The organism is Nocardia sp. SYP-A9097, assembly GCF_009649815.1.
GTDB lineage: Bacteria > Actinomycetota > Actinomycetes > Mycobacteriales > Mycobacteriaceae > Nocardia.
This window is the reverse complement of record NZ_WJIC01000019.1, coordinates 37,645-64,021: the sequence shown is the minus strand read 5'-3', so window position 1 is coordinate 64,021 and position 26,377 is coordinate 37,645. Positions and strand designations below refer to the sequence as shown.

The following is a 26,377-nucleotide window of genomic DNA, read 5'->3' as shown; positions in this document are numbered from 1 at the left end:
CCAGACGCTGGCAATCGGGACCAGGCACGGGGGTTGGCACACCCCTTCTCGTTACGGCACACCCCGTATATATAAGGGGTGTGCGGCTATGGCAGGGGGTGTGCGGCAGTCGCACGCTCGATACGGCGGAGTCGACGTTCGCGCTAATTCAGCAGGTTCGGACCGCGTGCCCGGCCATCGATGGCACGGTCGATCGTGTGGCCGACGGCGGGAGGTCGCGGGAAGGGAAAGAAGTTCGGGCGGCCTGAGCGGTCACAAACCCCGGCACGACGGCAAATATGCTGCCTGCCTAGAGATTTCTGACCGCTCAGACCGGTTTCGCCAGCCGACCCCGCACACCATCAGAAGCACTCGACGAGGTGTTGCGATGACCGCCTGAGCCCGCAGGTATAGCAGTGTGGTGGCGGACGCATCCGGAGCGGAAGGCATCCCGGAATACTGTCGGCCGAGATCCATACTGGCTGTGCCCCAGCGGTTTTCAATGGATCCCGGGCTGAACAGGGCTATTCGGACTTGTGCTCGCCGTGTATGTCGCAGCTGCCGTCGCAGAAGGGGGAGTTGGCGGTCTTCCCACAACGGCAGGCGGCCATGCGAGTTTCGTTGAGTATGCCGGGGCCGTTTTCACCTGCGGTGGTGATGTGCAGGGTGCCCGTCAGTAGGAGTGGGCCGCCGGGTAGTGGTGTCACGGTGGTGACCGCTTCGCCCTGCTCGGGTGGGCCGGAGTCGAGTACGTAGTGGAGGGCACCGCTCGGGCAGCGGCGGATTACTTCCGCGACATCGGGTGCTTCCGCATTGGCGGGCTGGATCCAAGGGCGGGCAGCGGTGTCGAAGACATTCGGCAGGCCACGTACGCATTCGGCGAAGTGCAGGCAGCGGGCCGCGTCGAAGTAGACGGTGACGCCGGGCGCCGTGTAGGCCCGACCAGGCGGCGTTGGGGCTTGGGGCTGCGGTACCGAGTGATCGGTGTCCATGCGAATACAGTACGCCCGGTCTTCCCGCATTCGGCGGGCTGCAGGTCCTTACTATTGGGGCTCATCTTTCGGCCGCCAGATATTCCATGGCGCGGAAGGCCCGCGAGCGATGTCTTTTACGGCCCGTCTGTAATACGTCTTGGCTTCACACATGTCGCCGCAATATGCGTGACTGTGCAGTCCACGTCTCGCGTCCTCGAGGTTTTGGCACGCGGTAGTCGGTGCCGGATGGCGGTTATGGATCGCGGACGACATCGCTCACCTCCCTGAAGTACCGGGTCGGGAGGGGATGGACATTGGAGCGTTCGGCGTACTTATCTGCCTCGAAGCGGACAATCCGATTCGCTTCCAAGCGTCGAGCGCAGAACACTGGATCGCAGTCGCGGTGAATAATCGAGGCTTCCAGTGCCTCTGCGACATTCATCGTAATGTCATCGTCGCGAACGTGGCAGTCTTCCAAACTCTCCGAGCGCGTGCGATTGATTTCCATGGGTCAATTCCATTTCCCTTGCGCGGCAGGCGCTATGGCCTGGCGAGTTCATCACGGTGGCGGCCACTCGGTTTGCGACGGACGGGGGCGGTAATGCACTCGCCGTCGCGAATTTGAATACGTGCCGCACGGTTCTCGCCTTTCATGAAGCGACGCCTCTCCCTGACATCCTCGCCGATGCAGATGAGGACAATCGCCGCACAACCGGCGATGAGGATCATCAAAACCCAAGCATCCCAAGACATTTGCATCTCCCTGTGTCTGTTCGGATGATGCCCCGGTGGCGTCCTTGTCTCGTTATCGGCGCCGGGTGCTATCTGTAAGTAGACACCAAAATCGTTGTGCTGCAGCGTGCAAAGTGGACTACGCAAGAAATACAATTGAGGTCCACTTTGGTCCCGGCTCAGAATGAGCTGACCCAGATAGCGAGGCTAACGAAATGACTGGATCTACAGTCTCTCGCAGAGCTTTTGGCAAATTCCTGCGGCAGATCCGAGAGAGTGCCGGTAAGACCGCGTTGGCGGCTGGGCTTCACATCGAGGTGTCCAAGGCGACCCTCCTCCGCCTCGAAGATGGCATCCCGACGAAGATCGCCACTTCGCAATTGAAAGATCTACTCGACTTCTATGGGGCGGCCGCCGAGGTACGGTCGGACGCGCTCAGCCTATGGGACGAAGTGAAAGAGCAGTCGAAAGCTCAACAGCAGCAGGGTAATTCGAAGGGCTTCTGGCGACCGTATGCCGACCAGTACGAGGCTCACTTCCCGCACTATCTGCGACTGGAGACCGCTGCGAATCGAGTGACCTCCCATCAGCTCGTCATGGCACCCGGGCTGCTACAAACGCCCGACTATCGCCGCAGCGTGATCCGCATCGACGAACCAGACCTCTCCGCAGTCGATCTGGAGCGCCGGATCGAGCTGACGGCCCGGCGGCAAGCACGGCTGGACGAGCCCAATTTCCAACTGGAGGTGCTGCTTTCGGAGGCGGTCCTTCGGCATCAGCCGGCGAGCCCGGATGTCATGGCACGGCAACTGCTTTCGCTCGTCGATGCCGGTGGACGGGAGAACATCAGCATCCGTGTCATTCCGTTCCGGGTTGGTCCGCACCAAGGACTGACGGTCAAATCGTTCACCCTGCTGGAGTTCCCGCGGCTGGACAGGGGGCTGGTCGAGCCGCCCGTGGTCTATGTCGAGGGTGCGAGTAACACCGGGGTCTATCACGAGCGGAACGATGTGGTGGACAGATATGGAAGGACCATTTCGGCCCTCAGGGCGGTAGCGTTGAACGAACAGTGCACCAAAGATCTGCTGTTGCAGTACGCGAAGGAGTATGCAGCGTGAAGGGACCGGCATTCGGCGTGTGGTTCAAGTCGAGCAGGTCGGAAGGCGGGAAGGCATGCGTGGAGATCCGGCACGACACGGAATCCACACTCGTGCGGGATACCAAGGACAACGGCCGCGGTCCCATCCTGACGTTTCCGGCCGATGACTGGACAACGTTCGTCGCCAGTCGTGTCTGGGAGGGCTGAGGCCCCGCTACTCGGCATGGAAAACGGCCCCCACTTCCGGTGAAGTGGGGGCCGTTCTTGGGTCAGCGGTTCAGGGCGGCGAAGAATTCGCGGATGTCGCCGACGAGGAGGTCGGGGACCTCGAGGGCGGGGAAGTGGCCGCCGGAGTAGAACTCCGACCAGTGCGCGACATTGTGGGCTTTCTCGGCGAAGGCGCGGATGGCGTAGTCGGCGGTGGTGAAGACCGCTACGCCGGTGGGTACGGTGCCCTTGGGCTTGGGGGCGAACATGGCGTAGTCGTGAAAGCGCTCGTAGTAGTAGTTCGCCACGCTGCGGGCGGTATCGGTGAGCCAGTAGACGGTGACCGTGGTGAGGATCTTGTCCAGGTCGATGGCCTGCTCGGGGAGCTCATGCGCGGCGTCGGTCCACTCCTTGTACTTCTCGATAATCCAAGTCAGTTGTGCCACAGGGGAATCTGCGAGTAGTTGGGCGATGCTGTACGGCCGCGAACCAGCGAGGTTCATGTACGCCGAACCGTTGTCCTGGAAGTCCTTCATTCCCGCGAGCCGTTGCTTCTCGGCATCGGTGAGCGCGGCCATATCTGCGGGATCACCGGTCGGGAAGGTTACCAGCGCGTTGACGTGCACTCCGAGCACATGCTCGGAGTGTTCGCGGGCCAGGCGCGGTGCCACGAACGCTCCGTGGTCGCCGCCCTGCACGCCGTACCGGTCGTAACCCAGCCGCGCCATGAGCTCGGCCAGCGCGTCGGCGACTTTGCCGTCATGCCAACCGGTTTCGGTGAGCGGACCGGAGAAGCCGTGCCCGGGCAGGGTGGGGATCACCAGGTGGAAGGCGGGGGCATCGACCGCGCCGTGCGCGGCCGGATCGGTCAGCGGGCCGACCATATCCAGGAAGTCGGCGGGGGTGCCGGGCCAGCCGTGCACCAGCAGCAGCGGGGTGGCGTCTTCGCGGGCCGAGCGTACGTGCAGGAAATGCAGGTTCTGGCCGTCGATGACGGTGGTGAACTGCGGGTACGCGTTCAGGCGGGATTCGACTGCGCGCCAATCGAACTTCTCGGCCCAGTGGGCGGTCAGCTCACGCAGGTACGCGGTGGGCACGCCGCGCTCCCAACCCTCGCCGGGCACTTCGTCGATCCAGCGGGTGCGGGTCAGGCGGTCGCGCAGGTCGTCCAGGTCGGCCTGGGCGATATCGATGGTGAAGGGGCGAATGGTGGTGTCGTTGCTGCTCATGACATAAATTTTGCCGGTAAAGACTCACCCGCCACATCATGAGAATTCGTTATTCAGCGTCGTGTGAACCGCTTTACCCGACCGCACGGCATGATCAGTGTCGTGGTCAATCTTCCCGTCAGCAGCGCGCTCATCGGACGTGGCGGCGAACTCTCGGCGCTCCTGGATGCCATGCGCGATCCCGATACCCGCACCGTGCTGATCGCGGGTGAGGCCGGGCTCGGGAAATCCCGCCTGGTCGGTGAATTCACCCGGCGACTGGATCGCGGGACCACGGTGCTGTCCGGCCGCTGCCCCGAATTCGGTACCGACGGTATGGCATTCGCGCCATTCCTGGCTGTGCTGCGCGGTTTGCTGCGCGAACTCGGCGTGGCCGAGCTGGCGGCGCTGCTGCCACGGCACCCCGCCTTGGCGAACTGGCTGCCGCAGCTCGCTGTGCACACCGGTGCGGCCGCGTCGGAACCGGATCGGATTCGGCTCTTCGGTGAAATCCTCACCGTCCTGGAGCAATTGGCCATGACCCGTCCGGTGCTGCTGATCCTGGAGGATCTGCACTGGGCCGATGACGCCAGCCGGGAACTGCTCACCTTCCTGGTCGCCAATCTGGCCGACGGTGAGCTGCTGCTGATCGGGACCTATCGCCCGGCCGATGCGGGAGCGCTGCGCGGATTGATCACCGAACTCCGCCGGAACCCGGGCGTACGAACGCTGGATCTGCACCCGTTGACCCGGTACGAGGTCGGCCGCCAATTGGCCGCCCTGCTCGGCCGCGAGCCCGAAACCGCGTTGATCACAAAGATTTTCGACCGCAGTGGCGGCAATCCACTCTTCGTGGAGGCGCTGGGCCAGGCCCCCGACCAGATCCCCGCCGATCTGACCGACCTGCTGTTGAGCTTCCAAATCGGACTCACACCACCGGCGCGCACGGTGCTGCGCCTCGCCGCCGTCATCGGCTCCCCGATCCGACACGACCTGCTCGCCGAAGCAGTCGACCTGCCCGGCGAGGACGAACAGCCCGAGGTACTGCACCGAGCCCTGCGCGAACTCGTCGACCGCGGACTCCTGCTCACCACCGACTCCGGTTACGAATTCCGGCATGCCCTCATCCGCCAGGCCACCTACGACGACATGCTCCCCACCGAGCGCATCCAACTGCACGCCCGCCTCGCGAACATCCTGCGCGACAGCCCTTCCCAGCAGGGCCGCGCCGCCGAATTGGCGCACCACTCCGCCGCCGCCGGAGACCTCCCGCAGGCTCTCACCGCCTCCTGGTCCGCGGCCTCCACCGCCGCCGCCCCGGAACGCCTCCGCCAACTCGAACGAGTCCTCGACCTCTGGGACCGCGTACCCACCGCAGACCGGCTCCTGCACACCACGAAAGTGGCAGTGCTGGAACAACTCACCGATTCGGCCACGGCCTCGGGCGCGATCGAACGCGGAATCGCCAGTGCCGGTGCGGCTCTCGCCCTGATCGACAGCACCGCCGACCCCGAACGCGCCGCCCGCCTACACCGCCGCAGAGCCGCCCTACTCGGAGCCACCGGCGCCGGCCCCGGCGACGACCTCACCCGCGCCCTAACCCTGCTCCCCACCGAACCACCCACCCTGGAACGCGCCGAAACCCTGGCCCAACTAGCCCTGACCAGCGTCTTCTCCGGAAATATCGACACAGCCACCGAAGCGGCAACCACCGCCCTTGCCATAGCCGAGCACCACAAAGACCCCCAACTAATTGCCCGCACCCACGCCTACCTCGGCCTCGTCGCCTCCGCCCGCCCCGCGACCGAACCCAGCGGCGTGGCCGCCCTGCCTGAGGGCACGGTGACCGCGCAGGCGCGCGAAATCGTGCTGCGGCATTTCGAGGCCGCACAGCTGGCGGCAGGGCGGGCCGGGGACCCGCGAGTGTTGCTCGATGTGGTGACGTGGGAATCGGCCGTGCTGCACGCGGCGGGGGAGTACCGGGCCGCCATTTCGGTTGTGCAGCAGGGGTTGCGGGTGGCGCACGAGAGCTTTCGGTTCACCGAGGCTGCCCCGATTCTGCTGGTGAAGTGGGTGCAGGCGTTGACGGCGCTCGGGCGGTGGCCGGAGGCACGTGCGGTGGTGGACGATGCGCAGTTCGAGCAACTGCCGCAGCTGAGTCGGGCAGCCCTGCTGCTGAGTTACGGGAGAATCGCACTGGCGCAAGGGGATACGGATTCGGCGCGGGCACAGGCGGCGCGTGCGGAAGAGCTGCTCGGTCATGGAACATGGGCGCTCGCGTATCGGCTGCAGTGTCATGTACTGCACGGCGAGATCGCATTGGCGCTGGGTGATCGGGCGAGTGCCGTCCGCGCGCCGGCTGAGGTGTGGTCGCTGGGTCAGGCGGCAATGCTCACCGCGCACCCGCATGACTCGTGGCCGGTGGTGGTGCTGGCCGCACGAATTGGGCAGGATCCTGAAGTGGAAGAGATAGTCGCCCTGGCGGATTCGCTGTCGTATACGTCGCCGGTGGATCTCGCGTACCGGGCGGTGTTCTCGGCCTGGCGGTCGGGTGGTGCGGCGGATTGGGAGGTGGCGGCGACGGCGTGGCGGGCGCTCGAGCAGCCTTATGAGTTGGCGGAGAGTCTGGTGGCCGCGGCGGAATGCCATGCGGGGGAAGGGGATCGGGAAGCCTGCGGTATCGCCTTGCGGGAGGGCGCGGAGTTGGCCGCCGGGCTGGGCGCGGAGCCGCTCGTCGGTTCCGCCGCGAGGCTGGCCGAGCGGGCGCGTATTTCGCTGGATGGGTCAGGCGGTGTGGAGCACAAGGCACGTGGCGGTAGTACTTCCGGCGGTGCGGAGCTGAAAGCGCGGGGTGGTAGTGCTTCCGGGAGTTTCGGGCTGACGGCGCGAGAGGTTGAGGTGTTGCGGTTGGTGGCCGAGGGGTTGAGTAATCGGGGGTTGGCGGGGGAGTTGTTCATCAGTGCGAATACCGCGGGGGTGCATGTCTCGCGCATTCTTACCAAGCTCGGGGTGGCGAGCCGCACGGAGGCGGCCGCCTTCGCCCATGAGCACGGGTTACTCGGGTAGGACGGCCGGCAGCTTGAAGAGTTCGAATACCTCCGCATCTTGGACGACGGTCAGGCGGGTGATCAAATTGCCTGTGAGAGTGAATATTTGGAGTGTGTGCAGAACGTAGTTGCCCGCTTCGTCGCGGGCGTACGCGGCGGCCGCGGGCTGGCCGTTCGCCGCGACGGGAATGGTGCGCCAATCGGTGCCGCGCGTGTCGAAGACCCTGGCCATGAAGCCGATGTAGTCGGCGCGCCCCCGGAACCAATTGAGGAACGGCGGCATCTCCATGATCACGTCATCGGCGAGCAACTTCTCCAGGGCCGCCAGATCCGCATCCCGGAAGGCGTCGAGATACCGGTCGACCACGGCGCGCTGCTCGGCCGGTTCGGTGACATCGTCCTCATGAATACCGTTCGTGGACAGCGTCTTCCGTGCCCGCTGCAGCGCGCTGTTGACCGCCGCCGGCGTCATCTCCAGGGCCTGTGCGATCTGCCCGGGCGGCCAGTCCAGGGCCTCGCGCAGCACCAGCACCGCCCGCTGCCGCGCGGGTAGCTGCTGCATGGCCGCGACCAGCGCCAGTCGCAGACTGCCCTGTGCCGCGGCCACTTCCGCCGGATCGCCGATGAGCGCGTCCGGAATCGGTTGCAGCCAGGGCACTTCGCCGCCGTGCACCAGCGCCTCACGCGGATCGTCCCCGGGCGGACCGCCGAGCCCGGCGGGCAGTGGCCGCCGCGTCCGCTGTTCCAGAGCGGTCAGGCAGGCGTTGGTGGCGATTCGATACAGCCATGTGCGCATGGACGCGCGGCTCTCGTCATAACTGTCCCGGGCCCGCCAGGCCCGCAACAGTGTCTCCTGCACCAGGTCCTCGGCATCGTGTACAGACCCGAGCATGCGGTAGCAGTGCGCCAGTAATTCCCGCCGGTGCGGGTCGGTGCGAGCGGTGAATTCGTCGGCCACTCATCTTTTCTACGCCATACCGATGACGATCCGGGTCACCGCCGGTAGGTACTCGTGAGCCGCTGATCCGGCGGCGAGAATTTCCAGGAGGGATCATCATGAACGACACCGCCGTACAGGCCACCGAACGCACCGCCGTGCTGGATGTGCTCAATGACGTCTACCGCGCCTGGGCCGACAATGACGCCGATGCCCTGGTCGCGAGCTATATCGAGGAGTCGACCTCGATCCTTCCGGGCTCACTGAGCGATGGCCGGGAGGCCGTGCGCGCCCGCTTCGCCGCCGGTTTCGCCGGCCCGCTGAAGGGTTCGTCCGTCCTGGATGAGCCACTGACCGTGCGCTTTCCGTCCCCGGACACCGCGATCGTGGTGAGCCGTAGCGGCGTGCTGCTCGCGGGCCAGACCGAGCCGAACCGCTGGGTCCTGGCCACCTGGGTGCTGACCCGCGGCGTCACGGGCTGGGCCATCGCGTCCTACCACAACTGCGAGGAGTGACCGCGGGACAAAACGAGGCCCCCTTCCGCCAATCCGGAAGGGGGCCGGTCCAATTCGATGCCCGGTCGAAACTAGGGGACGACCTCGACAGCATCACCGGTATTGAGATAATTGAAGAACGCCTTGGCCCCATCGGGCGTCATGCGAATACAGCCGTGCGACTTCTTGTCCACCGGTCCGATATGGAATGCAATATCCCCATTGAAGAAGATGGCGTACTCCATCGGCGCCTGATGCATGGTGCTCCAGTGGAACGGCCGTTTGAAGGCCACGTGGAAGAATCCCGGCGGCGTCTCGAATCCGGGCATGCCGTGCGATATCGGCGTGGGGCCGAAGACGACCTTGCCATTGTCCATCAACCATGCTTCATTGGTCCCCAGCCGCAGGCAGGCACGCGCCTGATCGGAGCAGGGGGCGGTGACCGGCTGGGCCGGGATGATCGACGGAACGCCCGGCACATCGGGTCCGCCGGGCCACAGTGGTTCGGCCTGCGCCGGAGCGGCTGCCATGCCGACGGCCACGCCCGCGAAGACGAGGGACCGCATTGCCGAGCCGAGGGAACACTTGCTCATCATCGAGTCACTGACCTCTCTAGCCTTGCCCGCCACCCGGTGTTCTCGCCTGCAGGGCGAAGGGACATCTCTATTCGTTTCGTGCAAATGATCATTCTGCGCGGTGCGCACCGAGATTCGCGGGATAAACCCCGGCCGGGCGTGCCGACACGCTGGGGGAATTCATCGAACGGGTGGCAGCGTGCGCTCATTCGGGTCGGCCCACGTGGGCATTTGCGCACCATTGTTCGGAATGTCCGGTCTCGGGGCATTCGAGGAGCCGCGAATCTGCTGTTCCGGTGGCGGATTCTCGCAGTAGGTCCAGCGAAACACGGTGTCGTCCTGCACCACGTATTGCGGTGTCGATTTCGTCTTGTACAGGCACCACGGGCGCGGCCAGACATCGACAATTGTGTAGAACTCGCCGTCATGCGCGGGCACACCCATGGCCGCCGTGCCGACCACCAGCGCCGGAAACAGAGCGCGCAGTGCGGGAGTACGCAGCAACGCGGCCCGCACCATAGCGGACATATTGGTCAACAGACTCTGGATCGGATCCTGATTGCGATCCAGGAGCGCGTCCATGACCGCCAGCTGCTCCGGCGCGCGGTCCAGCACCTTGCGCAGTTCGGTATTGGCGGCATTCACCTGGTCGATGAGCAGACCCGAATTGCGGGTCAGCGTGCCCAGATCCGGTTGCGCGTGCGCGGAGGTACCCGCGATGGCCTGCAGATTCTCGATGAGGCTCGTGGTCTGCGGCAGCAGATTGTCGAGCCCATTGGTGGCCAGGCTGAAGCCCTCGACCAGATGCCGCAGCTGATCGGGTCCGCCGCTGAGCGCGGTATCGAGCTCGGACAGAATGGTATTCATCTTGTCCGGATCGATCTGGGCGAGTAGGTCATGGGTGTCGGTCAATGCCTCCCACACCGGCAGCGGCGTGCTGATTCGCTCGGTGTCGAACAGGATTACCTGCCCGTCCTTCAGATACGGCGCGCCCTCGGAGTTCGGCCGGAAGTCGATGTACTGCTCACCCACCCCCGACAGCGCCGCCACGGCGATACCGGTATCGGCCGGAATCCGGTACTTGTCCTCGATTTCCGCGACCGCCGCCACCTGCGTCCCGCTGTCGATGATCGATACCGACTTCACCTTGCCGACCCGATACCCGCGCCAGGTGACATCATTCCCGGGCTGCACCCCGCCGGATTTGTCCAGCTGTACGGTGACCGAATAGCTGCCTCCGGGCCGCACCCGCGCCACATCGATCAGCAGATAGCTCCCGCCAGCGAGCAAACAGCTCACCAGCGCGATATTCGATACCAGCGTCTTATGTTGCTGAATGCCCACGGGCCCGCCTTCATCGCCGATCACGGACAACAGGTTCGGTGCTCAGAAACTTCGATGCTCACAAACGCAGTGCAGATGGCAGAGCGGTCAGAGATGACGGAGCAAACTCTCGGCGAAACTGCGGGCAATACTAGGCGACACGATCGCGGTGGTCCCGCGGACATGCATGTTTTCGCTAAATTGTCGGGCCGGGGGAGAAGAGGCTGGTGAGGGTGGGTGCGGGTAGGCCGGCGCGGTGGAAGGTTTCGGTGGCGTCGGCGAGTTCGCGTGCGGCCGTTGCGGTATCGCCGCGGGCGGCGATGGCGGCGGCGTGCAGGGCCAGGGCGCGGGCTCGATCGATCGGGTCGGCGGCCATGCTGAGCAGGTCCAGGGCGCGCGCCGATTCGTCTTCGGCGGCGCGGGCACGGCCAGCGCGCAAATGGATTTGGGCCAGCCGGGTGCAGGCCCAGCCCTCCCAGAGCCGGACGCCGTTCCGCCGAGCAATGCCGACGGCCTCCTCACCGAGTCGCAGTGCCCGCTCGTGGTCGCCGAGCAGCGAATGGGTGGCGGCCAATTCGTGGTGGGCCCAGCCGAGGGCGACCGAGTTGGAGCATTCGCGGGCCATCTCGATGGCGCGTTCGGCTACCGCGATCGCCTCCTCGTACTGCCCCGATTCGCAGAGCGTGCGGGTGGCGAGGGCGAGAATCCAAGCCTCCATGGATCGATCGCCCAGCGCGCGGGTGAGGGCGACCGCGTTCGCGTAGTGCCGATGCGAATCCTTGGTATTGCCGAGTCGGCGGTCCGCGATACCGAGCAGCAGTTCGGCCAAGACCTGGAGCCGGCGGCTCGCGTCGTCGACCGGCGGTGAAATGGCTTGCAGGAACTCCAGACTCGCCTCGACCTCGCCCAGACCGACCTGCATGATCGCGCCCAGGGCGGTCCGCAGTCTGCGCACACTGTCGCTGTCCTGCTCCTGAATCGCGGTATGTAGCAATGCCTTCAGGGCATCGGCGAGTTCGCCTGCGCCATTGCCGCCGTCCATGACCTCGGCCAGCACCCAGGCCAGATCCGCGGCCAAAGCCACTGTCGGCCCGCCGATTCGAGCGGCTTGCCGGTGCATGGCAATGACCACCGGACGCTCGATATCGTGCCAGCGCTGACCATCCGCGCCGCTGGTGAAGGCGTGGCCGGGCACCGTGGTGGGCACCAGCAGCCGAGTGGTGTTGCTATAGTCGATGGCGCTGAGCATGTTCTTACCGCTGGCCAGGTAGTAGTCGAGCAGGCGGGCGAGCACCTGCGCCTCGTCGTCGCCGGGCTGGCGCCGCGCGAAAAGGCGCAGCAGATCATGGAAGTGGTAGCGGCCGGGCGCGGTGGTTTCCAACAGGCTCAGATCGACCAGCGCCTCGCACAGGTATTCGGCCTGTGCGACAGGCACATTCAGGATCGCGGCGGCGGCATCGGCCGGCAGATCCGGCACCTCGGCGCGGGCCAGCGTGCGAAAGGCCCTGGCCTGCTCGGGATTCAGCTGTCCGTAACCGAGGTGGAATACCGCCTCGACGGTGAGTTCGCCGGTGCGCAGGACATCGAGTCGCCTGCTCTCGTCGGCCAGCCGGGTCGCCATCGCGGTGATGGTCCACTGCGGGCGCACGGCCAGGCGCGCGCCCACAATGCGCACGGCCAATGGGAGGCGGGCGCAGAGTGCGATTACCCGCTGCGCCGCATCCTGTTCGGCCGCAACCCTTTCCGTGCCGAGAATGCGGGTGAGCAGGGTCATTGCCTCGCCGGGTTCGAGCACGTCGAGGCGGGTGCGGCGCACGGCCGGCAGTTCGGTGAGCGCGGACCGGCTGGTAATCAGGACAGCGGTGCCGGGGGTGCCTGGCATCAGCTGCCGCACCTGCGCGCTGTCCTTCGCATTGTCGAGGATCATCAGAATTCGCCTGTCGGACACCAGGGTTCGCAAATGCGCTGCCCGATCGTCGACGGTGCGGGGGATTTCGCTCTCCGCGACGCCGAGGGCGCGCAGGAAGCCGCCCAGTGCGTCACAAGGCGACATGGGCTCGGCGTCCACGCCGCGCAGGTTCACATACAGTTGCCCGCCCGGGAAGCGGTCGCGCACCCGATGCGCGATATGCAGTGCGAGCGTGGTCTTTCCGACGCCACCCATACCCCCGACGGCGGAAATCGCGACCGCGCTGTCGTCGCCGGTGAGCTGGTTGGCGATCTCCTCGGCCAGCCGTGAGCGGCCGGTGAAATCCGCTATGTCGGGCGGTAATTGGGCCGGGGTGCGATCGCGGCCCGGGCGGTGCACCGGGGGTAGTTCGGCGCGCAGGATACGGGCGTGCACGGCGCTGAGCTCGGGTCCGGGTTCCACGCCGATGCCCTCGACCAGCGCGTGCCGGGCGCGGGCGTACTCCTCGAGCGCCTCGGCCTGCCGGCCGCAGTGGTAGAGCGCGGTCATGCGCAGGGTGCGAAAGCGTTCGCGCAGTGGATGTTCCTCGATGAGCGGACCGGTTTCGGTGACTGCCTCGGCGCTGTACCCGGTCTCGATATCGAGGGCGAGCCGGTCCTCGAGAATGCTGAGCCGCCACTGTTCGAGCCGGGCACGCTGCCGTTCGGCGAAGGGGCCGGGCAGTGCGCCCAGCGCCGCGCCCTGCCAGTGCGCGAGCGCGGTGAGCAGGGTTTCGCGGGCGGCGGACGGATCGTCATCGCGAATCAGCGCGGCCGTATTCACCCGCTGCTCGACCTCGCCGATATCGGTGCGCAGGTCGGGAATTCGCAGCGCGTACCCGTCCCCGATGGAGACCAGCAGGCCGGCGGGTGCGCGGCTGAGCCGGTCCGGTTCCAGCTCGCGGCGCAGCTTGGCCACATGCGTGCGCAGCGCCGACACCGCGCGCGGCACCGGCGCCTGGCCCCAAATGCCTTCCACGAGTTCGGCGGCCGTCACCGCCTTGCCCTCGCGCAGCAGCAATGCCACCAGTACGGCCCGCCGCTGTGGCGGACCCAGGTCCAGGGGTGTGTCCCCGCGCCAAGCGCGGACCTCGCCCAAGAGTGCGAACCTCAACAAACCGACCTCCCCGACGGCAGTCTAGAGTGCCGCGCGGACATCGCCTGGACCGCGCTGACCCCAGCTCTCGGCCCACCCTTGCCGCGGTCCCGTCCGGCTGAACGATCAGTCGGCGGTCCAGCGGCGCAGCTTTTCGGGATTGCGAATTGCCCAGATTCGGGTGATTCGGCCGTCGGCTATGTCGAAGGCGTAGACGGAGACGATCGCACCGTGGAGTTGGGCTATCAGGCCGGGCTGGCCGTTCACGGTGCGTTCGAGGAGTTCGACGTTGGAGGTGCGGGACATGATCTCTACCCAGGCGCGGGCGATTTCGTCGCCACCGGTGATGGGGTGGCGGAAGGCCAGGGCATTGCCGCCGCCGTCGGCGGTGGCGATCGCCTCGGGGTCGAGGAGCATGATGAGGGCCTCGATATCGCTTGTCTCCCAGGCTTTTTTGAAGTTCTTGACCACTTCGGCGCGGTCGGGACCCGACGGCGGCCGGGACGTGCGGATGCGGGCGCGGGCGGAGGAGGCGAGTTGGCGGCAGGCCGCGGGAGTACGGTCGACCATGTCGGCCACCTCGGCGAAGGAGTAGCGGAAGACATCGTGCAGGACGAAGGCCACGCGTTCGGCCGGGGTCATGGAATCCAGCACGACCAGGAATGCCATGCCGATCGATTCGTCGAGGGTGACCCGGTCGGCGGGATCGGCGGGGGCGGGGCCGCCGAACCAGTCGCGGTCGGGTACCGGTTCCGGAATCCATTCGCCCACATAGCGTTCCCGCCGGGCGCGCGCGGAGCCGAGCAGATCGAGGCAGATGCGGCTGGCGACCGTGGTCAACCAGGCTCCGGGTTTGGCCACCTCCGCACGCTGGTGGTCCGAGAGCGCATACCAGCGCGCGTAGGTCTCCTGCACCACATCCTCGGCCTCGGCCAGTGACCCGAGCAGGCGGTACGCGAGATTGATCAGCTGACGCCGCTCACTGATCACCGCGCGCAGGTGCGGATCGGTCATGGTGCCTCCTTCGGTCGCGGCGGCCCTTACCGAATCGACGAAATACCGACCCTGAATGTCAGGGCCTGACATTCCGGACCGCTGCGTCGTCGGACAAGCCGTACACGAAACCACTCTCGTCAACTTCTCAGGAGCCGATCATGCCGACCATCCACGACTTTCGCGCCCTCGCCGATCGCGTCGAGATCGAAGCGCTACCGGGCGAATTCACCGACGCGGTGATGATTCGCGACTTCGACCGCCTGGCTTCACTTTTCACCGAGGACGCTGTCCTGCGCATCCCCGCCGCGGGTATCGAGGTCAACGGCCACAATGGATTCCGGAACCAGATGCGCGCCATGCAGGACGCCTGGGAGTTCTTCATCCAGCACACCCACCCCGGCACCATCGAAATCGACGGTGACACCGCGAGCGGCCGCGCCCACATCTGCGAACTCGGCCGCTTGAAAACCGGCGGCGCACATGTGAACTACGCGATCTACCACGACACCTACCGCCGCACCGCCGGCGGCTGGAAATTCACCGAGCGCGTCTACGAGATCCGCTACCTCGACAGCTCCCCACTGGCGGGAGCACCGCTGGGTGCGGACGGTATCGCCATGACACCGGAGCAACTCCAAGCGCACTAGGCCGGCGCTCCGCCCGAAAATCAGTGGCGGACTTCGCCGCTCATAGGGCACCGTATTGCTCATGTTCGCGTACGCCATCACCGCTACACCCGCAGCCGCGGGTGCGATGGCCGCGCTCTACCTGCCTGCGGTCGCGGCATTCGACGGCGCACGAAGCTGACCTTCTCCGGGACGTCCCGGACCTCAGACGGGGAAGGTCGCTTCTGTCTGAGGTTCCTCGAATCACGACTCCCGGATGGAGAATTCATCATGGCCAAGCAGGCTTTCGTGCGCACCAAGCCGCATCTGAACATCGGCACCATGGGGCATGTCGACCACGGCAAAACCACCCTGACCGCCGCCATCACCAAGGTGCTGGCCGAGCAGGGCGGCGGATCCTATGTACCGTTCGATCGCATCGACCGGGCGCCGGAGGAGATAGCGCGCGGCATCACCATCAATATCGCGCATGTCGAATACGAAACCGCCACAAGGCATTACGCGCACGTCGATATGCCGGGGCACGCCGACTTCGTCAAGAATATGATCACCGGTGCGGCCCAGTTGGACGGGGCCATCCTGGTGGTCTCGGCGCTCGACGGCGTCATGCCGCAGACGGCCGAGCACGTCCTGCTCGCCCGTCAGGTCGGTGTGGAGCACATCGTGGTCGCGCTCAACAAGGCCGACGCCGGCGACGCTGAGCTGTTGGAGCTGGTCGAGCTCGAGGTGCGGGAGCTGTTGTCCGCCAATGGGTACGACGGTGACGGCCTGCCGGTCGTTCCGGTCTCCGGATTGCTTGCGCTGCAAGGTGATCCGGAGTGGTCTCGGGCGCTGCTGGGATTGCTGGCGGCGGTGGACGAGTACATTCCCATGCCCATCCGCTACACCGACGCGCCGTTCCTCATGCCGGTGGAGAACGTGCTCACCATTACCGGGCGCGGCACCGTCGTGACCGGGGCCATCGAGCGTGGCCGGGTGCGCATGGGTGAGCGGGTGGCGGTCCTGGGCTACGGCGACAGCCTGGAGTCGGTCGTCACCGGCGTCGAAACCTTCGGCCGCACAATGGAATCGGCGGAGGCCGGCGACAATGTGGCGCTGCTGCTGCGCGGTGTGCAGCGCGGTCAGGTCAGCCGTGGTCAGGTGGTCGCGGCGCCGGGCAGTATCGCCGTGCACACCGGGTTCACCGCCCGGGTGCATCTGCTCAGCGCGGCGCAGGGCGGACGGCGCACGGCGATTGTGAGCGGGTACCGGCCGCAGTTCTATCTGCGCACCGGTGACGTGGTGGGCGATGTACTGCTGCCCGAAGGCCGGGCGCAGCCGGGGGAGACGGTGCAGATGTCCATCACTCTCGGACGTCCGGTTCCGTTCGAGCCCGGTCTCGGCTTCGCGATTCGCGAGGGTAGCCGGACCGTCGCCGCGGGTACGGTGCTGGCCGTGCACGAATAGGCCGGATCTCGGCCCCGAGCCCACTGCTCGGGGCCGAGAATCCCGTACTCCCACCGAGTGTCGCGTGCGCCCGATCGGTGCGGAATGTCGCCTATCCTCTCCCCATGACTTCACGTCGCCAGAAGTTTGCCGTCGCCCTGGGAGTGGCCGCGCTCGCCGTGGCCGGTTGCTCCGCGAGCTCGAACAGCGATTCCGACAAGATCGATGTCGGCGTCCTGGTCATCACCATGTTCGATCCGGAGAACGAGGTTTGGTCGAAGCGCGAACAGCTGCCCACCACCGTTGAGGTCCCGGGCGCGTACAAACCGGTGCGCTGCAACCACGATCATCTGTGTGTGGCCGAGACCGGTCAGGGCAAGGCCAATGCCGCCACCACCATGATGTCCATTCTCGCCAGCGGCAAATTCAACTTCGACAAGGCGTACTTCCTCACCGCCGGGGTCGCGGGCGCCCCACCCGATCAGGGCACGCTCGGCTCGGCCGTATGGGCGCGCTGGGTGGTCGATTTCGACCTCGGCAATCACCTCGATCCGGCCGAGGCGCCCGGAGTTCCCTTCGGCTATCGCCCCGTCGAGGACTACAACACAGCCGCCTATCAGCTCAATACGGCCCTGGTGGACAGGGTCTTCGACGCCACCCGCGAGGCGACGCTCGCGGACAGCCCGGAGGCCGCCGCCGATCGCGCGAAATACCCCGGCCAGGATGGCCGCAAACCGTCGGTCATGAAGTGCGACACCATGACCGGCGACGACTTCTACTCCGGCAAACCGCTCTCGGACACCGCCCGCTACGTCATGGACCTGCGCACCAAGGGGCAGGGCACCTACTGCACGACTCAGATGGAAGACAGTGCCACCGCCACGGCGCTGAAAGCCCATGGCTACCTGGACCGTTACGTCTCCCTGCGCACGGTGAGCAATTTCGATCAGCCGTATCCGGGGCAGTCGGTGGTCGACCACCTCGACCACTCCACCTCGGGATTCCTGCTCGGCCTGGGCAATGCGTACACGGTGGGCCGCGCCGCCGCGGACTACCTGCTGAAGAACCCGCCCGGGAACTGAGTGGCCGGGGCGGTCCCGCTGTCCGCGGAGGCCGCCCCGACTCGAGCCGAGGTCAGCCCAGCGGCAATTCGAGCTGTGCCGGATCCCCCGCGGGTGCGGTGATGGTTATCCGCGAATCGGTCTGGCTCGCAGTGGAATACAGCGGATCGAGACCGTCGATCACCAGCATTACCCGGTGGCCGTCGACCACATCGTAGGCGGCCGCCTGTAGCTCCCAGGTGACGGTGACCGGTCCGCCCAATCGGATCGTATTCGGCTCGTGCGTAATGATTCTCGCCTCGCCGCCCGGATCGACATCCAGCAGATACGCCACCAGGGTCGCGTACTCCTCGGCGCTGTCGACGGTCAGTCGCAGTCGTGGGATTCCGCGAATGCGCAGGGCCACACCGCTATCGGTCGGCGCCAGCGCTCGGGTTGTCCAGATGAGGGCATGGTCGCGGTTGATCTCATTGGTCAGGTAGCGCTTGGGGTTACCCTTCCACTCCTCCTGCCCGGTCGACATGAGCGGGAGATCCATCGAGACGACCTCGGGCTCCTTACCGACGGTGAAGCTCCGCTCCCAGCCGACCGCGTTATCGGGTCCGAGCGCGCCGTCACCGTCCGGCCCCATATCGGTCAAGTGCAATATCCGGGTTTCGACGGTGACGTCGGACCATTCCGCCTGCTCTTCGCGCCGTGCGGGCTGGGTGGTGACATCCGGGCCGTAGGTGAACATCACCTGGTTGCTGACCTGCGGCCAGCCATCGACGCCGTTCTCGACACCCTTCAGGTGGTAGTCGAGCCACATATATGCCTCGTGCAGAGGCAGATTCGGCCCCGGTCCGATCAACCCCGGACCCTCGGGCACGGCGTGATCGCCGATCCACATATTCAGGCGCTTGGGTCCGCTCAGCTTGTCGAAGGTGGTGAGCACCTGATTGACCGGGAAGAGACTCTCGTGCCAGGTATTGGAGAAGAAGGTCGGGACCGCGCGGTTTCCGGCCAGGCGTTCCGGGGCGCGCTCGGTGCCCCAGTCCACGACGTCCTGCATCTCCCGGTTCTCGGCGAACTTCGCCAGGATGTCCAGCTCTTTGTCGTCGAACTTGTCGGCCTGGTCGCCGCCGGTCAGTGCGAGCAGTGCCGCGACGGCCCGCAGATGACGAGTCTCATTGTGGTACAGGCTGGTTGCGAGGTTTCCCCAGGTGCTCAGGGCGATGACCACGTCGACGCGGGGATCGTTCGCCGCCACCAATTGGCTGATGCCGGAGCCGTAGGATTCGCCCAGGAATCCGACACCGCTCGGTTGGAGCTGGTCGATGGCGAAGTTGAGTACCCGGATGCCGTCCTCCCAATCCGGTTGTCCGGCGACCTTCACCTTGCCCTCGGAGGTGCCGAACCAGGGCAGGTCGGTCTCCGGGATGGTGGTCCAGCCGAGCCCGCGCGGGGTGTAGGCCACAACGTGATAGCCCTTGAGAGCCAGTGTCAGATAGGCGTATTCGAACAGCGGCCAGCCCACCGGGGTCCACCCGGCGGGCACCACGACCAGCGGGTGCGGTCCGGGCGTGAGCTGGCGCAGCATATGCGCGGACAGCCGGTACCCCTCCGCGGTCCGGATCTTCGGGAACGAGGGGACGGCGATGTTCAGGGTCCGGGTGACCAACTCGCTCAGCTCATCGGGCAAGAGCCCGGCGCCGCTGCGGGTCCGCAGCGCCTCCACCAGATTCGTGGCCAGCAGGACCGCCTCGGGACGTACCTGCCCCTGCGCGTCCCAGGCGCCTTCCGTCGCGATTCGCGTGACCTGATCGGTTGTGATTCCTATTGTCGAGTCTTCCTGTGGCATCCGTACCGCCATCCCTTCCGTGGTTGACACGCCGTGGGTGTTAACAGCGTGTCACGGAATGAAATGGGCTGGAGCGGAAATGAAATACGCTGATATAAAGGAAGATTCACAAACAATGGGACCAATTGGTTTGTGGTACAGCAATAATCAAATCATGACGCAACACATTCATAACGGTTGGTATTGACCGACGGCTTCGCCAGCACGCGCGCGGCCAGCGCCTGCGGTGCCCTGGATTGCCCGCGCATTCCCGGAAACGCGTTCACATCGACAATCAGTGGTGAGCCCGCCACTTCGAGAATATCCACCCCGTAGACCTGCAAATCGAAGGCTTCGCCCACGGCCAGCGCCAGATCCGCCCAGGGATGCGGAATGGACGAATGCCGATCGGGCAGCCGGGGTTCCGGTGCGAACTCCGATTGCCGCAATGCCGCGAAGACCCGATCGCCGATCACCCAGAGTTTATGATCCCAACCTGTGCCGGGCGTGAAATCCTGCACCACGATCGGCTCGTCGAACCAGCGCCGCCGCACCACCTCGAGTTCGGCGGCATCGGCGATCCGGGTGACGAGATCGCCGCGGCGGCTGTGCCGGCTCTTCACGACCAGCGGACGCTCGAAATCATCGAGCTGCCCCGGATTCGGGAGCACCGTCGTGCGGGCGAAGGGGAATCCGGCTTCCTCGGCGCGCTGCGCCATATAGGCGCGATCCTGGCAGAACTCGGTGGCGGCGGCCGAGTTCAGCACCGGCACACCGGTGTCCTCCAAGGCCCGCGCCAGTGCCAATGCGGCGGGCGTGCGCGCCTTGAGCAGATAGATATCGGCCGGATCCGACGGCGGGGCAACCGCGTTCGGTGCGAGATGCTCTATTCGGTGACCGTCCGCTGTGAGCAGGGAAGTGGTCGCCGCGAGCAGCGGATGGCCCGGGTTGGCGGTGAGCAATCCGATGCGCATCACAGGGTTCCCACCGCGAGGGGTTCGGGGAAGCGGGAGTCGCGTAGTCGCGATTCCGGAACCAGGGGCCAGGCCGAGCCGCCGCGTGCCAGGTCGACTATGGCGCGGGCCACCGTGGGCACCGCCTGCGGGACCTGTCCGAAACTCGGAAAGTCATTGACGTCCACCACGATGGGCCCGTCCGGGCCGCGCACGATATCGAGGCCGTAGAGGTCCAGGCCGAAGACCTCGCCGACACGCGCTGCGATATCGGTGATTTCGGGATCCAACCGCACCGGACGATCGGGGGCCTTGCGGCCGCCCGTGTGCAGTGGCGAGGTGCGCTCGGTACCGTAGATCCGCCCACCCACGCAGTAAACCTTCAGGTCCACACCGGAATTCGGCACGAACGGCTGGGCAATGAGCAGTCCCTGGTCGGCGCGGTCGATGGCGGCCAGGTGTTCGGGTCGCTCGACCACCCGCACATCGCGGCCGGAGCTGCCGTCGGCGGGTTTGACCACCAATGGGAATCGCCCCGCGGGAATGCGAGCCAGATCACGCGGGCGGGCGGCCGCCCAGGTGGTCGGCACGGGCAGGCCGTGTGCCGCCGCAAGCGCCGCGGCACGGGCCTTATCGCGTACCCCGCGAATCGACCGCGCGTTATTGACGGTGGTGATCCCGGCGGCCGCGGCGGCCTCCAGCAATCCCAATCCCGGTCCGCCCGAGACGGTTTTGAGCACCCAGGCATCATGGTGTCCGCGCTCGACCAGCGTATTCAGATCCAGCAGTTCCCCGCCGGGCCGCACCACATCGACCCGGTGTCCCCAGGCCCGTAATTGGTGAATCACGCTGCGTGGCATGCCGTCCCGGCGGTACTGCTCCTCCACCAGAAAACACAGACTGACACGCGCCGCCATTGGTTCCCGCTCTCACCTTTATCGCTGCGCCCGCCCCGAGCGGCCCAGAATTGATCGCCGATTGTTCACCAAGATCATCGCTCTGGCAACCGGGAGCGCAACACCACGGCCGCAACGGATCTCGCCGGTATGGCCGCGAATCTCCGCTCAGCGGGTCCGATCCCAGGGCCCGGCCGCGGACGGGTAGGTGCGCGGCCGGGTTTCACCGGGGATGTCAGCGCCGGCGGAGGTGGGGGCGCAGAACTTCGGCCCAGGCGGAGTAGCCCGCGCCGCCGAGGTGCAGGCCGTCGCCGGTGAATTCGGCACGGAGGCCACCGTTTTCGTCCGCCAGCGCGGGCCACAGGTCGATGTAGACGGCGTCGGATTCCTCGGCGATGGTGCGGTAGGCGCGGTTCAGGGCGCGGACGCGGTCGGCGAACTTGGGCTGGCGGGGCGGCACGCTTTGGAGGTACAGGGGTACTCCGGGCGCACGGTCGCGGATGGCTCGGACCAGCAGGCGCATCTCCGCGCCGATCTCGTCCGCTGTCGCGCCCATACCGAGGTCATTCGTTCCGATGAGTACGAAAACCGCGGTGGGATCGACGATCGCGCTGTCCAGGCGGGCGCGCAGATTGCCGATCGTATCGCCGTTGATACCGCGATTGACCGTGCCGACCTCGGGGAACCATTCATGCCACAGCCCGCCCTCGGTGAGGCTGTCGCCGAGGAAGACGACCCCGCCGGCGGGTGTGGGCAGTCGCTCGAACTGTGATATCCGCATGCGGATGGAGGGCATGAGCATGTACTTGTACGCGATCTTCTTCAGCACCAAGGCTTCTCCTGACGGGATTGTCGCCGGACGACAATCCGCGCCGTGAACGCTGTCGTCACACGACGAGCCGAACGCGGGTGTCGCCCCTACCGTTACGGGTCGTTCGAGTGATTCGAACCGGCCATGGTGAAGTGCGCTCCCGAGTGGGTCGGGAGTCGCGGGAGACCGAACGGGGGTTATGCGCCAGATACTAACCAAAATTTCGATAGTAAGGCGAACGACCGGATTACCGCTTCAGGCCGTAGGAAGCGGCGATGAGTCGTTCCATGACCGCGCGTGGAACCAGGCGCCGCACCGCGAACATGACCGGGGCGTTACTGCCCACGGCGTAAAGGGGTTTCGGGCGATCGGCCGCAGCCGCCGCCACAATGGTGCGCGCAACCCGTTCCGGCGCAATGCCTTTACCCTGCTGCTCATCCAGCTTCGCCATGAACTTGGTGAAATCCGCTGTGTGCGAGGAGCCTTCGTTCAAGTACTTGGTGCGCCGCTCGCGTAACCCGGTATCGATCTGCCCCGGCTCGACGGTGGTGATCCACACCCCGAATGGCGACTCCTCGAAGCGCGCCGCCGTCGCGAAGCCGCGCAGCGCCGCCTTGGTTGCCACATACGACGAGCGGTACGGCATGGGGAAGCTGCCCAGCATGGATCCCACCATGACGATCCGCCCGTAGCCGCGCTCGCGCATGCCGGGCAGCACTGCCTGGGTCAGTGCGACCGCACCGAACACATTGAGCTGGAACAATCGCTCGATCGCAGCGCCGGGCAGCTCGGCCAGCGGACCGGCCTGGCTCTCGCCGGCATTGTTGATCAGCACATCGACGGCGCCGAGTTCGGCGGCGAAGTGCGCGATGGAGTCGGCATCGGTGAGATCGAGTGCGCGATAGTCGACCCCGGGAACGCGTTCGGCGATCGAATCCGGATTGCGGCTGGTGCCGATCACCTTGTCGCCCTGGGCTGCGAACGCCGCGGCGGTCGCCTTACCGATACCGGAGGATGCGCCGGTGACCACCACGGTGCGCGTCGAATGCGTGCTCATGAATCAGAACGTTAGCGCCTGCGCCGCCCGGGCGTCGGCGCCGATCCGCGTCCCCGGCACGGGAGCGAACACCGAGCCACACTCCGATTCCGAAGGCCGAACCGGCCAGAACAGGCAAAACCAGGAGAGTGTGTGAATTCATGATGCGGATTCCTTGTGTCGTCACCGATCCGGCAAACTGGATGCGTATTGCATCGTGGCTGCGGTTGTTCTGTTACGTGAGAAACAGAACCGTCGGTAAGGTATTGCGCTGCAATTGCATTCGAGAAATCAGGCGAGCGATACGGCCGCCGGTCGGGGCGCACGGGTGCCCTCAGCAGGGAGAAGTCCAGGTCTTGCGGGAAACTGACTCAGACACGGCGGATTCGGCATATCGTGTGGCTGTCCGGGTCACCCCCGGGGGAGTTGTCGGTGGAGTCGATGAGGACTTGGGTACATGTTCGACTGGGATCTTTTGCGTAATACCTCCAGCCTGCACACTATGACGCAGCTCGCGGCGGAGCGGGGAATGCCGCCGGCGGCCTGTCTGGCTGGGACGGGCCTGACGGCCGAGGCGGTGAGCGACCCGAACTCCGTGGCGACCGCGCGCCAGGAGGTCGTGGTGGTGCGGAATCTGTTGTCCCGCTTCGGAACCGAGGCCGGGCTCGGCGTGGAGGCGGGCCGCCGCCATCGCCTCTCGCTGTACGGGCCGTGGGGGCTGGCGCTGCTGAGCAGTCGCACGCCGCGCGATGCCGTGGAGGTGGCGCTGCGCTATGTGGAGTCGGCCTGCGCATTCGGGCAACTGTCCTTCGAGGAGTCGAGGGGTGAGGCGCGACTGCTCTTCGATGATCATGAGGTGCCCGAGGATGTGCGCGGCTTCCTCACCGAGCGGGTGGTCACCGGTATCCAGATGATCGGCCGGGAACTGTTCTCGACCGGGATGCCGCTGCATCGAATCGCCTTCCGGCACTCCGGACCCGCCGATACCGGCCGGTATCGCGAGGTCTTCGGCATCGAGCCGACCTTCGACGCGCCGGCCAATGTGGTCGCCTTCGACAGCGCCTACCTGGATACGCCACTGCCACAGGCGAATGAGTGGGCGCGCATCACCTGTGAGCAGCTGTGCCGTGATCTGCTCGCCCGCCGCCAGACCCGCACCGGGGTGGCCGGGACGGTTCGGGATCTGCTGGTGCGCGATCCCGGTGCGGTACCCGATCAGGCCGCGGTGGCCGCCGAATTGTTCATGAGCCCGCGCACGCTGTCACGGCGGCTCAATGAGGAGGGCACCTCCTTCCGGGCGCTGCTGGACGAGGTGCGCCAACTACTGTCCGAGGAGTTGCTCGACCACACCGATATGACCACCGAACAGGTGGCCGGGCGACTCGGCTACGCGGAGGCGGCCTCGTTCATCCGGGCTTTCCGGCGGTGGAAGGGCTGCCCGCCGCAGGAGTATCGGGCGCGCTCGCAGCGCTCGAAATCACGGGTACCGGAAGTGGTTTAGCGCCCTCCGCGGCTGTCGGGCACTATCGCACCTACACGATGATCCTCGACACCCTTCAGGAGCGCAGCCCGTGACCAAGCCGCCGAACCCCGTGCAGCACCCCGCCGTCGTCAGCCTGCGCGAGCGGCGCGCGGCGAGTATGCAACTGCGCGTGGCCGACTGGATCACCAAATTCGCCGGGTCCATGCGCTTCGTCTACATCCACGCCGCCGGCTTCGCCATCTGGATGCTCTTCTTCGAGACCAGCCCCTGGCCCACCCTCACCCTGGTGGTGTCGCTGGAGGCGATCTTCCTGTCCACCTTCGTCATGATCGGCCAGAACCGGCAGGCGGAGTTCCAGCAGCTCAAGGCCGATCACGATTTCAATCAGCAGGAGCTCGAACTCAAAACCAATACCGAACTGACCCGGGCGATCCACCAGATGACCACCGAATTGCACCGCCGCCTCATCGACGACCCCGCCTCCGGCCACTGATCCTGAAGGCGGTGAGCGCATCCGACAGTGCCGACTCGCACATCCAGCGCGCGAGTATGCACCCACGGCGGCAGAATGTTGTATTCACCGCCCTGAGTGCACGCTCGTCGTTGGGGGTCATGGGAATCCGGGCATATCGCCGCCATTGGTGCACGCTCGGCGCAGCGCGCCGCGCACTCGCGCCACCAATTCGCGTGGGGCGTCGAGGTGGGCCGAGCTCACCCGAATCACCTTCCATCCCAGCCGGTCCAATGCCTCCAGCCGGTCGATATCGTGATGGCGTTGCTGTCGATCCACCCAGCGCTGGACTCCGTCGTATTCGACCGCGACCTTGTGTTGCCGCCAGCCCATATCGAGGTAGTACGTCGCCTGATCAGGAGTGCTGACTTCGATCCGCGTCTGCGGGCGCGGCAAGCCGCTCTGGAGCAGGAGCAGGCGGGTGCGGGTCTCCTGCGGTGACGCGGCCCCGCCGTCCACCACCCGCAGCACCGAGCGCAGGGACACAATGCCTCTGAGGCCGGGATGTCGATCCGCGAGCGTGGCGATATCGTCCGGAGTGATATCGGTGGCTCGGCAGAGCGCGTCCAGCACCGCCACCGCACGCTGGAAGGGCAGCCGCCGCCCGAGATCGAGGCCGGTGCGTGCCGGGGTAGCAACGCAGACGCCCTCGACGAGTTGAATCTCGTCCTGCGCCAGCACATCTCGGCGAATGATCAGCCCGGGCGGTGCGTGCGTCGCGGCGATACCGGCGATCTCGGCGGGCAGATGATCCGCGAGCCAGAGCGTATTGTGCAGCGCTGCGGCCGAATACCCCACCAGCACCCCGGCCCCCTTGGCCCAGCACCCCGCCGCCAGCGCCTTGGACCGCGCATCGGTATCACTCCCGCGCGGCAGATACGTATCGGGATAGATCGGCCGGTAGTCGCTCCGCAACCGCCACCGGCTCACACTGCCCGCCTCGAGAGCCCGACTCCCACAGAATGCCCGCGTAATCTCCCCCATGCCGGCGACTGTGCCACTCCCCACCGACATCCCACGCCGAGTGTGCAGCTACGGCGGTGTTATGTCCGGATCGCCGCCATAGCTGCACACTCGGCGAAGCGATGTCGGGGGTGGCGTCGCCGATTCCGACCACAGTCGGCGGATCGGTAACCTTTCGG

Annotated in this window: 24 protein-coding genes; 9 read left to right on the top strand and 15 right to left on the bottom strand. The window is 66.1% G+C overall.

Annotation, left to right across the window (positions count from 1 at the left end; translation table 11 throughout):
- Positions 1-503: 503 nt before the first annotated feature.
- The 3 genes from GFY24_RS29445 to GFY24_RS29435 form a co-directional block, all read right to left on the bottom strand.
- Complete coding sequence (locus GFY24_RS29445; RefSeq protein WP_153808369.1) at positions 504-971, bottom strand: (4Fe-4S)-binding protein; 468 nt, start codon at positions 969-971, stop codon at positions 504-506.
- 235 nt (positions 972-1,206) lie between these two features.
- A complete protein-coding gene (locus tag GFY24_RS29440; protein ID WP_153808368.1) occupies positions 1,207-1,461 on the bottom strand; it encodes a hypothetical protein in 255 nt (84 codons plus the stop codon).
- Positions 1,462-1,493: 32 nt separating this feature from the next.
- Complete coding sequence (locus GFY24_RS29435; RefSeq protein ID WP_153808367.1) at positions 1,494-1,706, bottom strand: hypothetical protein; 213 nt, start codon at positions 1,704-1,706, stop codon at positions 1,494-1,496.
- A gap of 194 nt (positions 1,707-1,900) precedes the next feature.
- Here GFY24_RS29435 and GFY24_RS29430 point away from each other — a divergent pair, with 194 nt between their 5' ends.
- Both GFY24_RS29430 and GFY24_RS29425 read left to right on the top strand, forming a co-directional pair.
- A complete protein-coding gene (locus GFY24_RS29430; protein WP_153808366.1) occupies positions 1,901-2,803 on the top strand; it encodes a helix-turn-helix transcriptional regulator in 903 nt (300 codons plus the stop codon).
- Positions 2,800-2,991 (top strand): DUF397 domain-containing protein, encoded by a 192-nt coding sequence (locus tag GFY24_RS29425; RefSeq protein ID WP_309231490.1) that lies wholly within the window; start codon positions 2,800-2,802, stop codon positions 2,989-2,991. Before GFY24_RS29430 ends, GFY24_RS29425 begins: the two co-directional genes overlap by 4 nt.
- Before the next feature lie 62 nt (positions 2,992-3,053).
- Here the strand turns inward: GFY24_RS29425 and GFY24_RS29420 are convergent, their stop codons facing one another.
- A complete protein-coding gene (locus GFY24_RS29420) occupies positions 3,054-4,220 on the bottom strand; it encodes an epoxide hydrolase family protein (protein ID WP_153808365.1) in 1,167 nt (388 codons plus the stop codon).
- Between the two features lie 102 nt (positions 4,221-4,322).
- Here GFY24_RS29420 and GFY24_RS29415 point away from each other — a divergent pair, with 102 nt between their 5' ends.
- A complete protein-coding gene (locus tag GFY24_RS29415; protein ID WP_194853065.1) occupies positions 4,323-7,265 on the top strand; it encodes a helix-turn-helix transcriptional regulator in 2,943 nt (980 codons plus the stop codon).
- Here GFY24_RS29415 and GFY24_RS29410 read toward each other — a convergent pair.
- Positions 7,254-8,204, bottom strand: a complete 951-nt coding sequence (locus tag GFY24_RS29410) for an RNA polymerase subunit sigma-70 (protein WP_309231489.1) — start codon at positions 8,202-8,204, stop codon at positions 7,254-7,256. The genes GFY24_RS29415 and GFY24_RS29410 overlap by 12 nt on opposite strands.
- Before the next feature lie 98 nt (positions 8,205-8,302).
- Between GFY24_RS29410 and GFY24_RS29405 the strand changes: the two genes are divergently transcribed.
- Positions 8,303-8,698: an SgcJ/EcaC family oxidoreductase gene (locus GFY24_RS29405; protein ID WP_153808363.1), complete on the top strand. Its 396-nt coding sequence runs from the start codon at positions 8,303-8,305 to the stop codon at positions 8,696-8,698.
- Positions 8,699-8,769: 71 nt separating this feature from the next.
- On the opposite strand, the gene GFY24_RS29400 is transcribed toward GFY24_RS29405, so the two are convergent.
- The 4 genes from GFY24_RS29400 to sigJ all read right to left on the bottom strand — a co-directional run bounded on the left by GFY24_RS29400 (position 8,770) and on the right by sigJ (position 14,632).
- Positions 8,770-9,273 (bottom strand): L,D-transpeptidase, encoded by a 504-nt coding sequence (locus tag GFY24_RS29400; protein WP_228566750.1) that lies wholly within the window; start codon positions 9,271-9,273, stop codon positions 8,770-8,772.
- Between the two features lie 159 nt (positions 9,274-9,432).
- A complete protein-coding gene (locus GFY24_RS29395; protein ID WP_309231488.1) occupies positions 9,433-10,596 on the bottom strand; it encodes an MlaD family protein in 1,164 nt (387 codons plus the stop codon).
- Positions 10,597-10,771: 175 nt separating this feature from the next.
- Positions 10,772-13,636 (bottom strand): BTAD domain-containing putative transcriptional regulator, encoded by a 2,865-nt coding sequence (locus GFY24_RS29390; RefSeq protein WP_194853064.1) that lies wholly within the window; start codon positions 13,634-13,636, stop codon positions 10,772-10,774.
- 108 nt (positions 13,637-13,744) lie between these two features.
- Positions 13,745-14,632 carry an RNA polymerase sigma factor SigJ gene (sigJ, locus tag GFY24_RS29385; RefSeq protein WP_153808360.1) on the bottom strand — a complete coding sequence of 296 codons (888 nt, stop codon included), beginning with the start codon at positions 14,630-14,632 and terminating at the stop codon, positions 13,745-13,747.
- A gap of 140 nt (positions 14,633-14,772) precedes the next feature.
- On the opposite strand from sigJ, the gene GFY24_RS29380 reads away from it, so the two are divergent.
- From GFY24_RS29380 to GFY24_RS29370, 3 genes are all read left to right on the top strand, one after another.
- Positions 14,773-15,261, top strand: coding sequence for a nuclear transport factor 2 family protein (locus GFY24_RS29380; protein WP_153808359.1), 489 nt, complete (start codon positions 14,773-14,775; stop codon positions 15,259-15,261).
- 249 nt (positions 15,262-15,510) lie between these two features.
- On the top strand, positions 15,511-16,686 hold the full coding sequence (tuf, locus tag GFY24_RS29375) for an elongation factor Tu (protein ID WP_153808358.1): 1,176 nt from the start codon (positions 15,511-15,513) through the stop codon (positions 16,684-16,686).
- Positions 16,687-16,790: 104 nt separating this feature from the next.
- Positions 16,791-17,747, top strand: coding sequence for a purine nucleoside permease (locus GFY24_RS29370; protein ID WP_153808357.1), 957 nt, complete (start codon positions 16,791-16,793; stop codon positions 17,745-17,747).
- A gap of 52 nt (positions 17,748-17,799) precedes the next feature.
- Here GFY24_RS29370 and GFY24_RS29365 read toward each other — a convergent pair whose 3' ends face one another.
- The 5 genes from GFY24_RS29365 to GFY24_RS29345 all read right to left on the bottom strand — a co-directional run bounded on the left by GFY24_RS29365 (position 17,800) and on the right by GFY24_RS29345 (position 23,262).
- Entirely contained in the window at positions 17,800-19,566 is a 1,767-nt protein-coding gene (locus GFY24_RS29365; protein WP_228566749.1) for a CocE/NonD family hydrolase C-terminal non-catalytic domain-containing protein, read from the bottom strand.
- Positions 19,567-19,718: 152 nt separating this feature from the next.
- Positions 19,719-20,519 carry a RimK family alpha-L-glutamate ligase gene (locus GFY24_RS29360; protein ID WP_153808356.1) on the bottom strand — a complete coding sequence of 267 codons (801 nt, stop codon included), beginning with the start codon at positions 20,517-20,519 and terminating at the stop codon, positions 19,719-19,721.
- On the bottom strand, positions 20,519-21,415 hold the full coding sequence (locus GFY24_RS29355) for a RimK family alpha-L-glutamate ligase (protein WP_153808355.1): 897 nt from the start codon (positions 21,413-21,415) through the stop codon (positions 20,519-20,521). The genes GFY24_RS29360 and GFY24_RS29355 overlap by 1 nt, the downstream gene beginning before the upstream one ends.
- A gap of 214 nt (positions 21,416-21,629) precedes the next feature.
- Complete coding sequence (locus GFY24_RS29350; RefSeq protein WP_153808354.1) at positions 21,630-22,223, bottom strand: GDSL-type esterase/lipase family protein; 594 nt, start codon at positions 22,221-22,223, stop codon at positions 21,630-21,632.
- A gap of 229 nt (positions 22,224-22,452) precedes the next feature.
- Positions 22,453-23,262, bottom strand: a complete 810-nt coding sequence (locus GFY24_RS29345; RefSeq protein WP_153808353.1) for an SDR family oxidoreductase — start codon at positions 23,260-23,262, stop codon at positions 22,453-22,455.
- A gap of 436 nt (positions 23,263-23,698) precedes the next feature.
- Here GFY24_RS29345 and GFY24_RS29340 point away from each other — a divergent pair, with 436 nt between their 5' ends.
- Both GFY24_RS29340 and GFY24_RS29335 read left to right on the top strand, forming a co-directional pair.
- Positions 23,699-24,742: an AraC family transcriptional regulator gene (locus tag GFY24_RS29340; RefSeq protein WP_153808352.1), complete on the top strand. Its 1,044-nt coding sequence runs from the start codon at positions 23,699-23,701 to the stop codon at positions 24,740-24,742.
- 70 nt (positions 24,743-24,812) lie between these two features.
- Positions 24,813-25,217, top strand: a complete 405-nt coding sequence (locus tag GFY24_RS29335) for a DUF1003 domain-containing protein (RefSeq protein WP_309231487.1) — start codon at positions 24,813-24,815, stop codon at positions 25,215-25,217.
- Between the two features lie 117 nt (positions 25,218-25,334).
- On the opposite strand, the gene GFY24_RS43085 is transcribed toward GFY24_RS29335, so the two are convergent.
- Entirely contained in the window at positions 25,335-26,165 is an 831-nt protein-coding gene (locus tag GFY24_RS43085; RefSeq protein ID WP_309231486.1) for a DUF559 domain-containing protein, read from the bottom strand.
- Between the last annotated feature and the right edge of the window lie 212 nt (positions 26,166-26,377).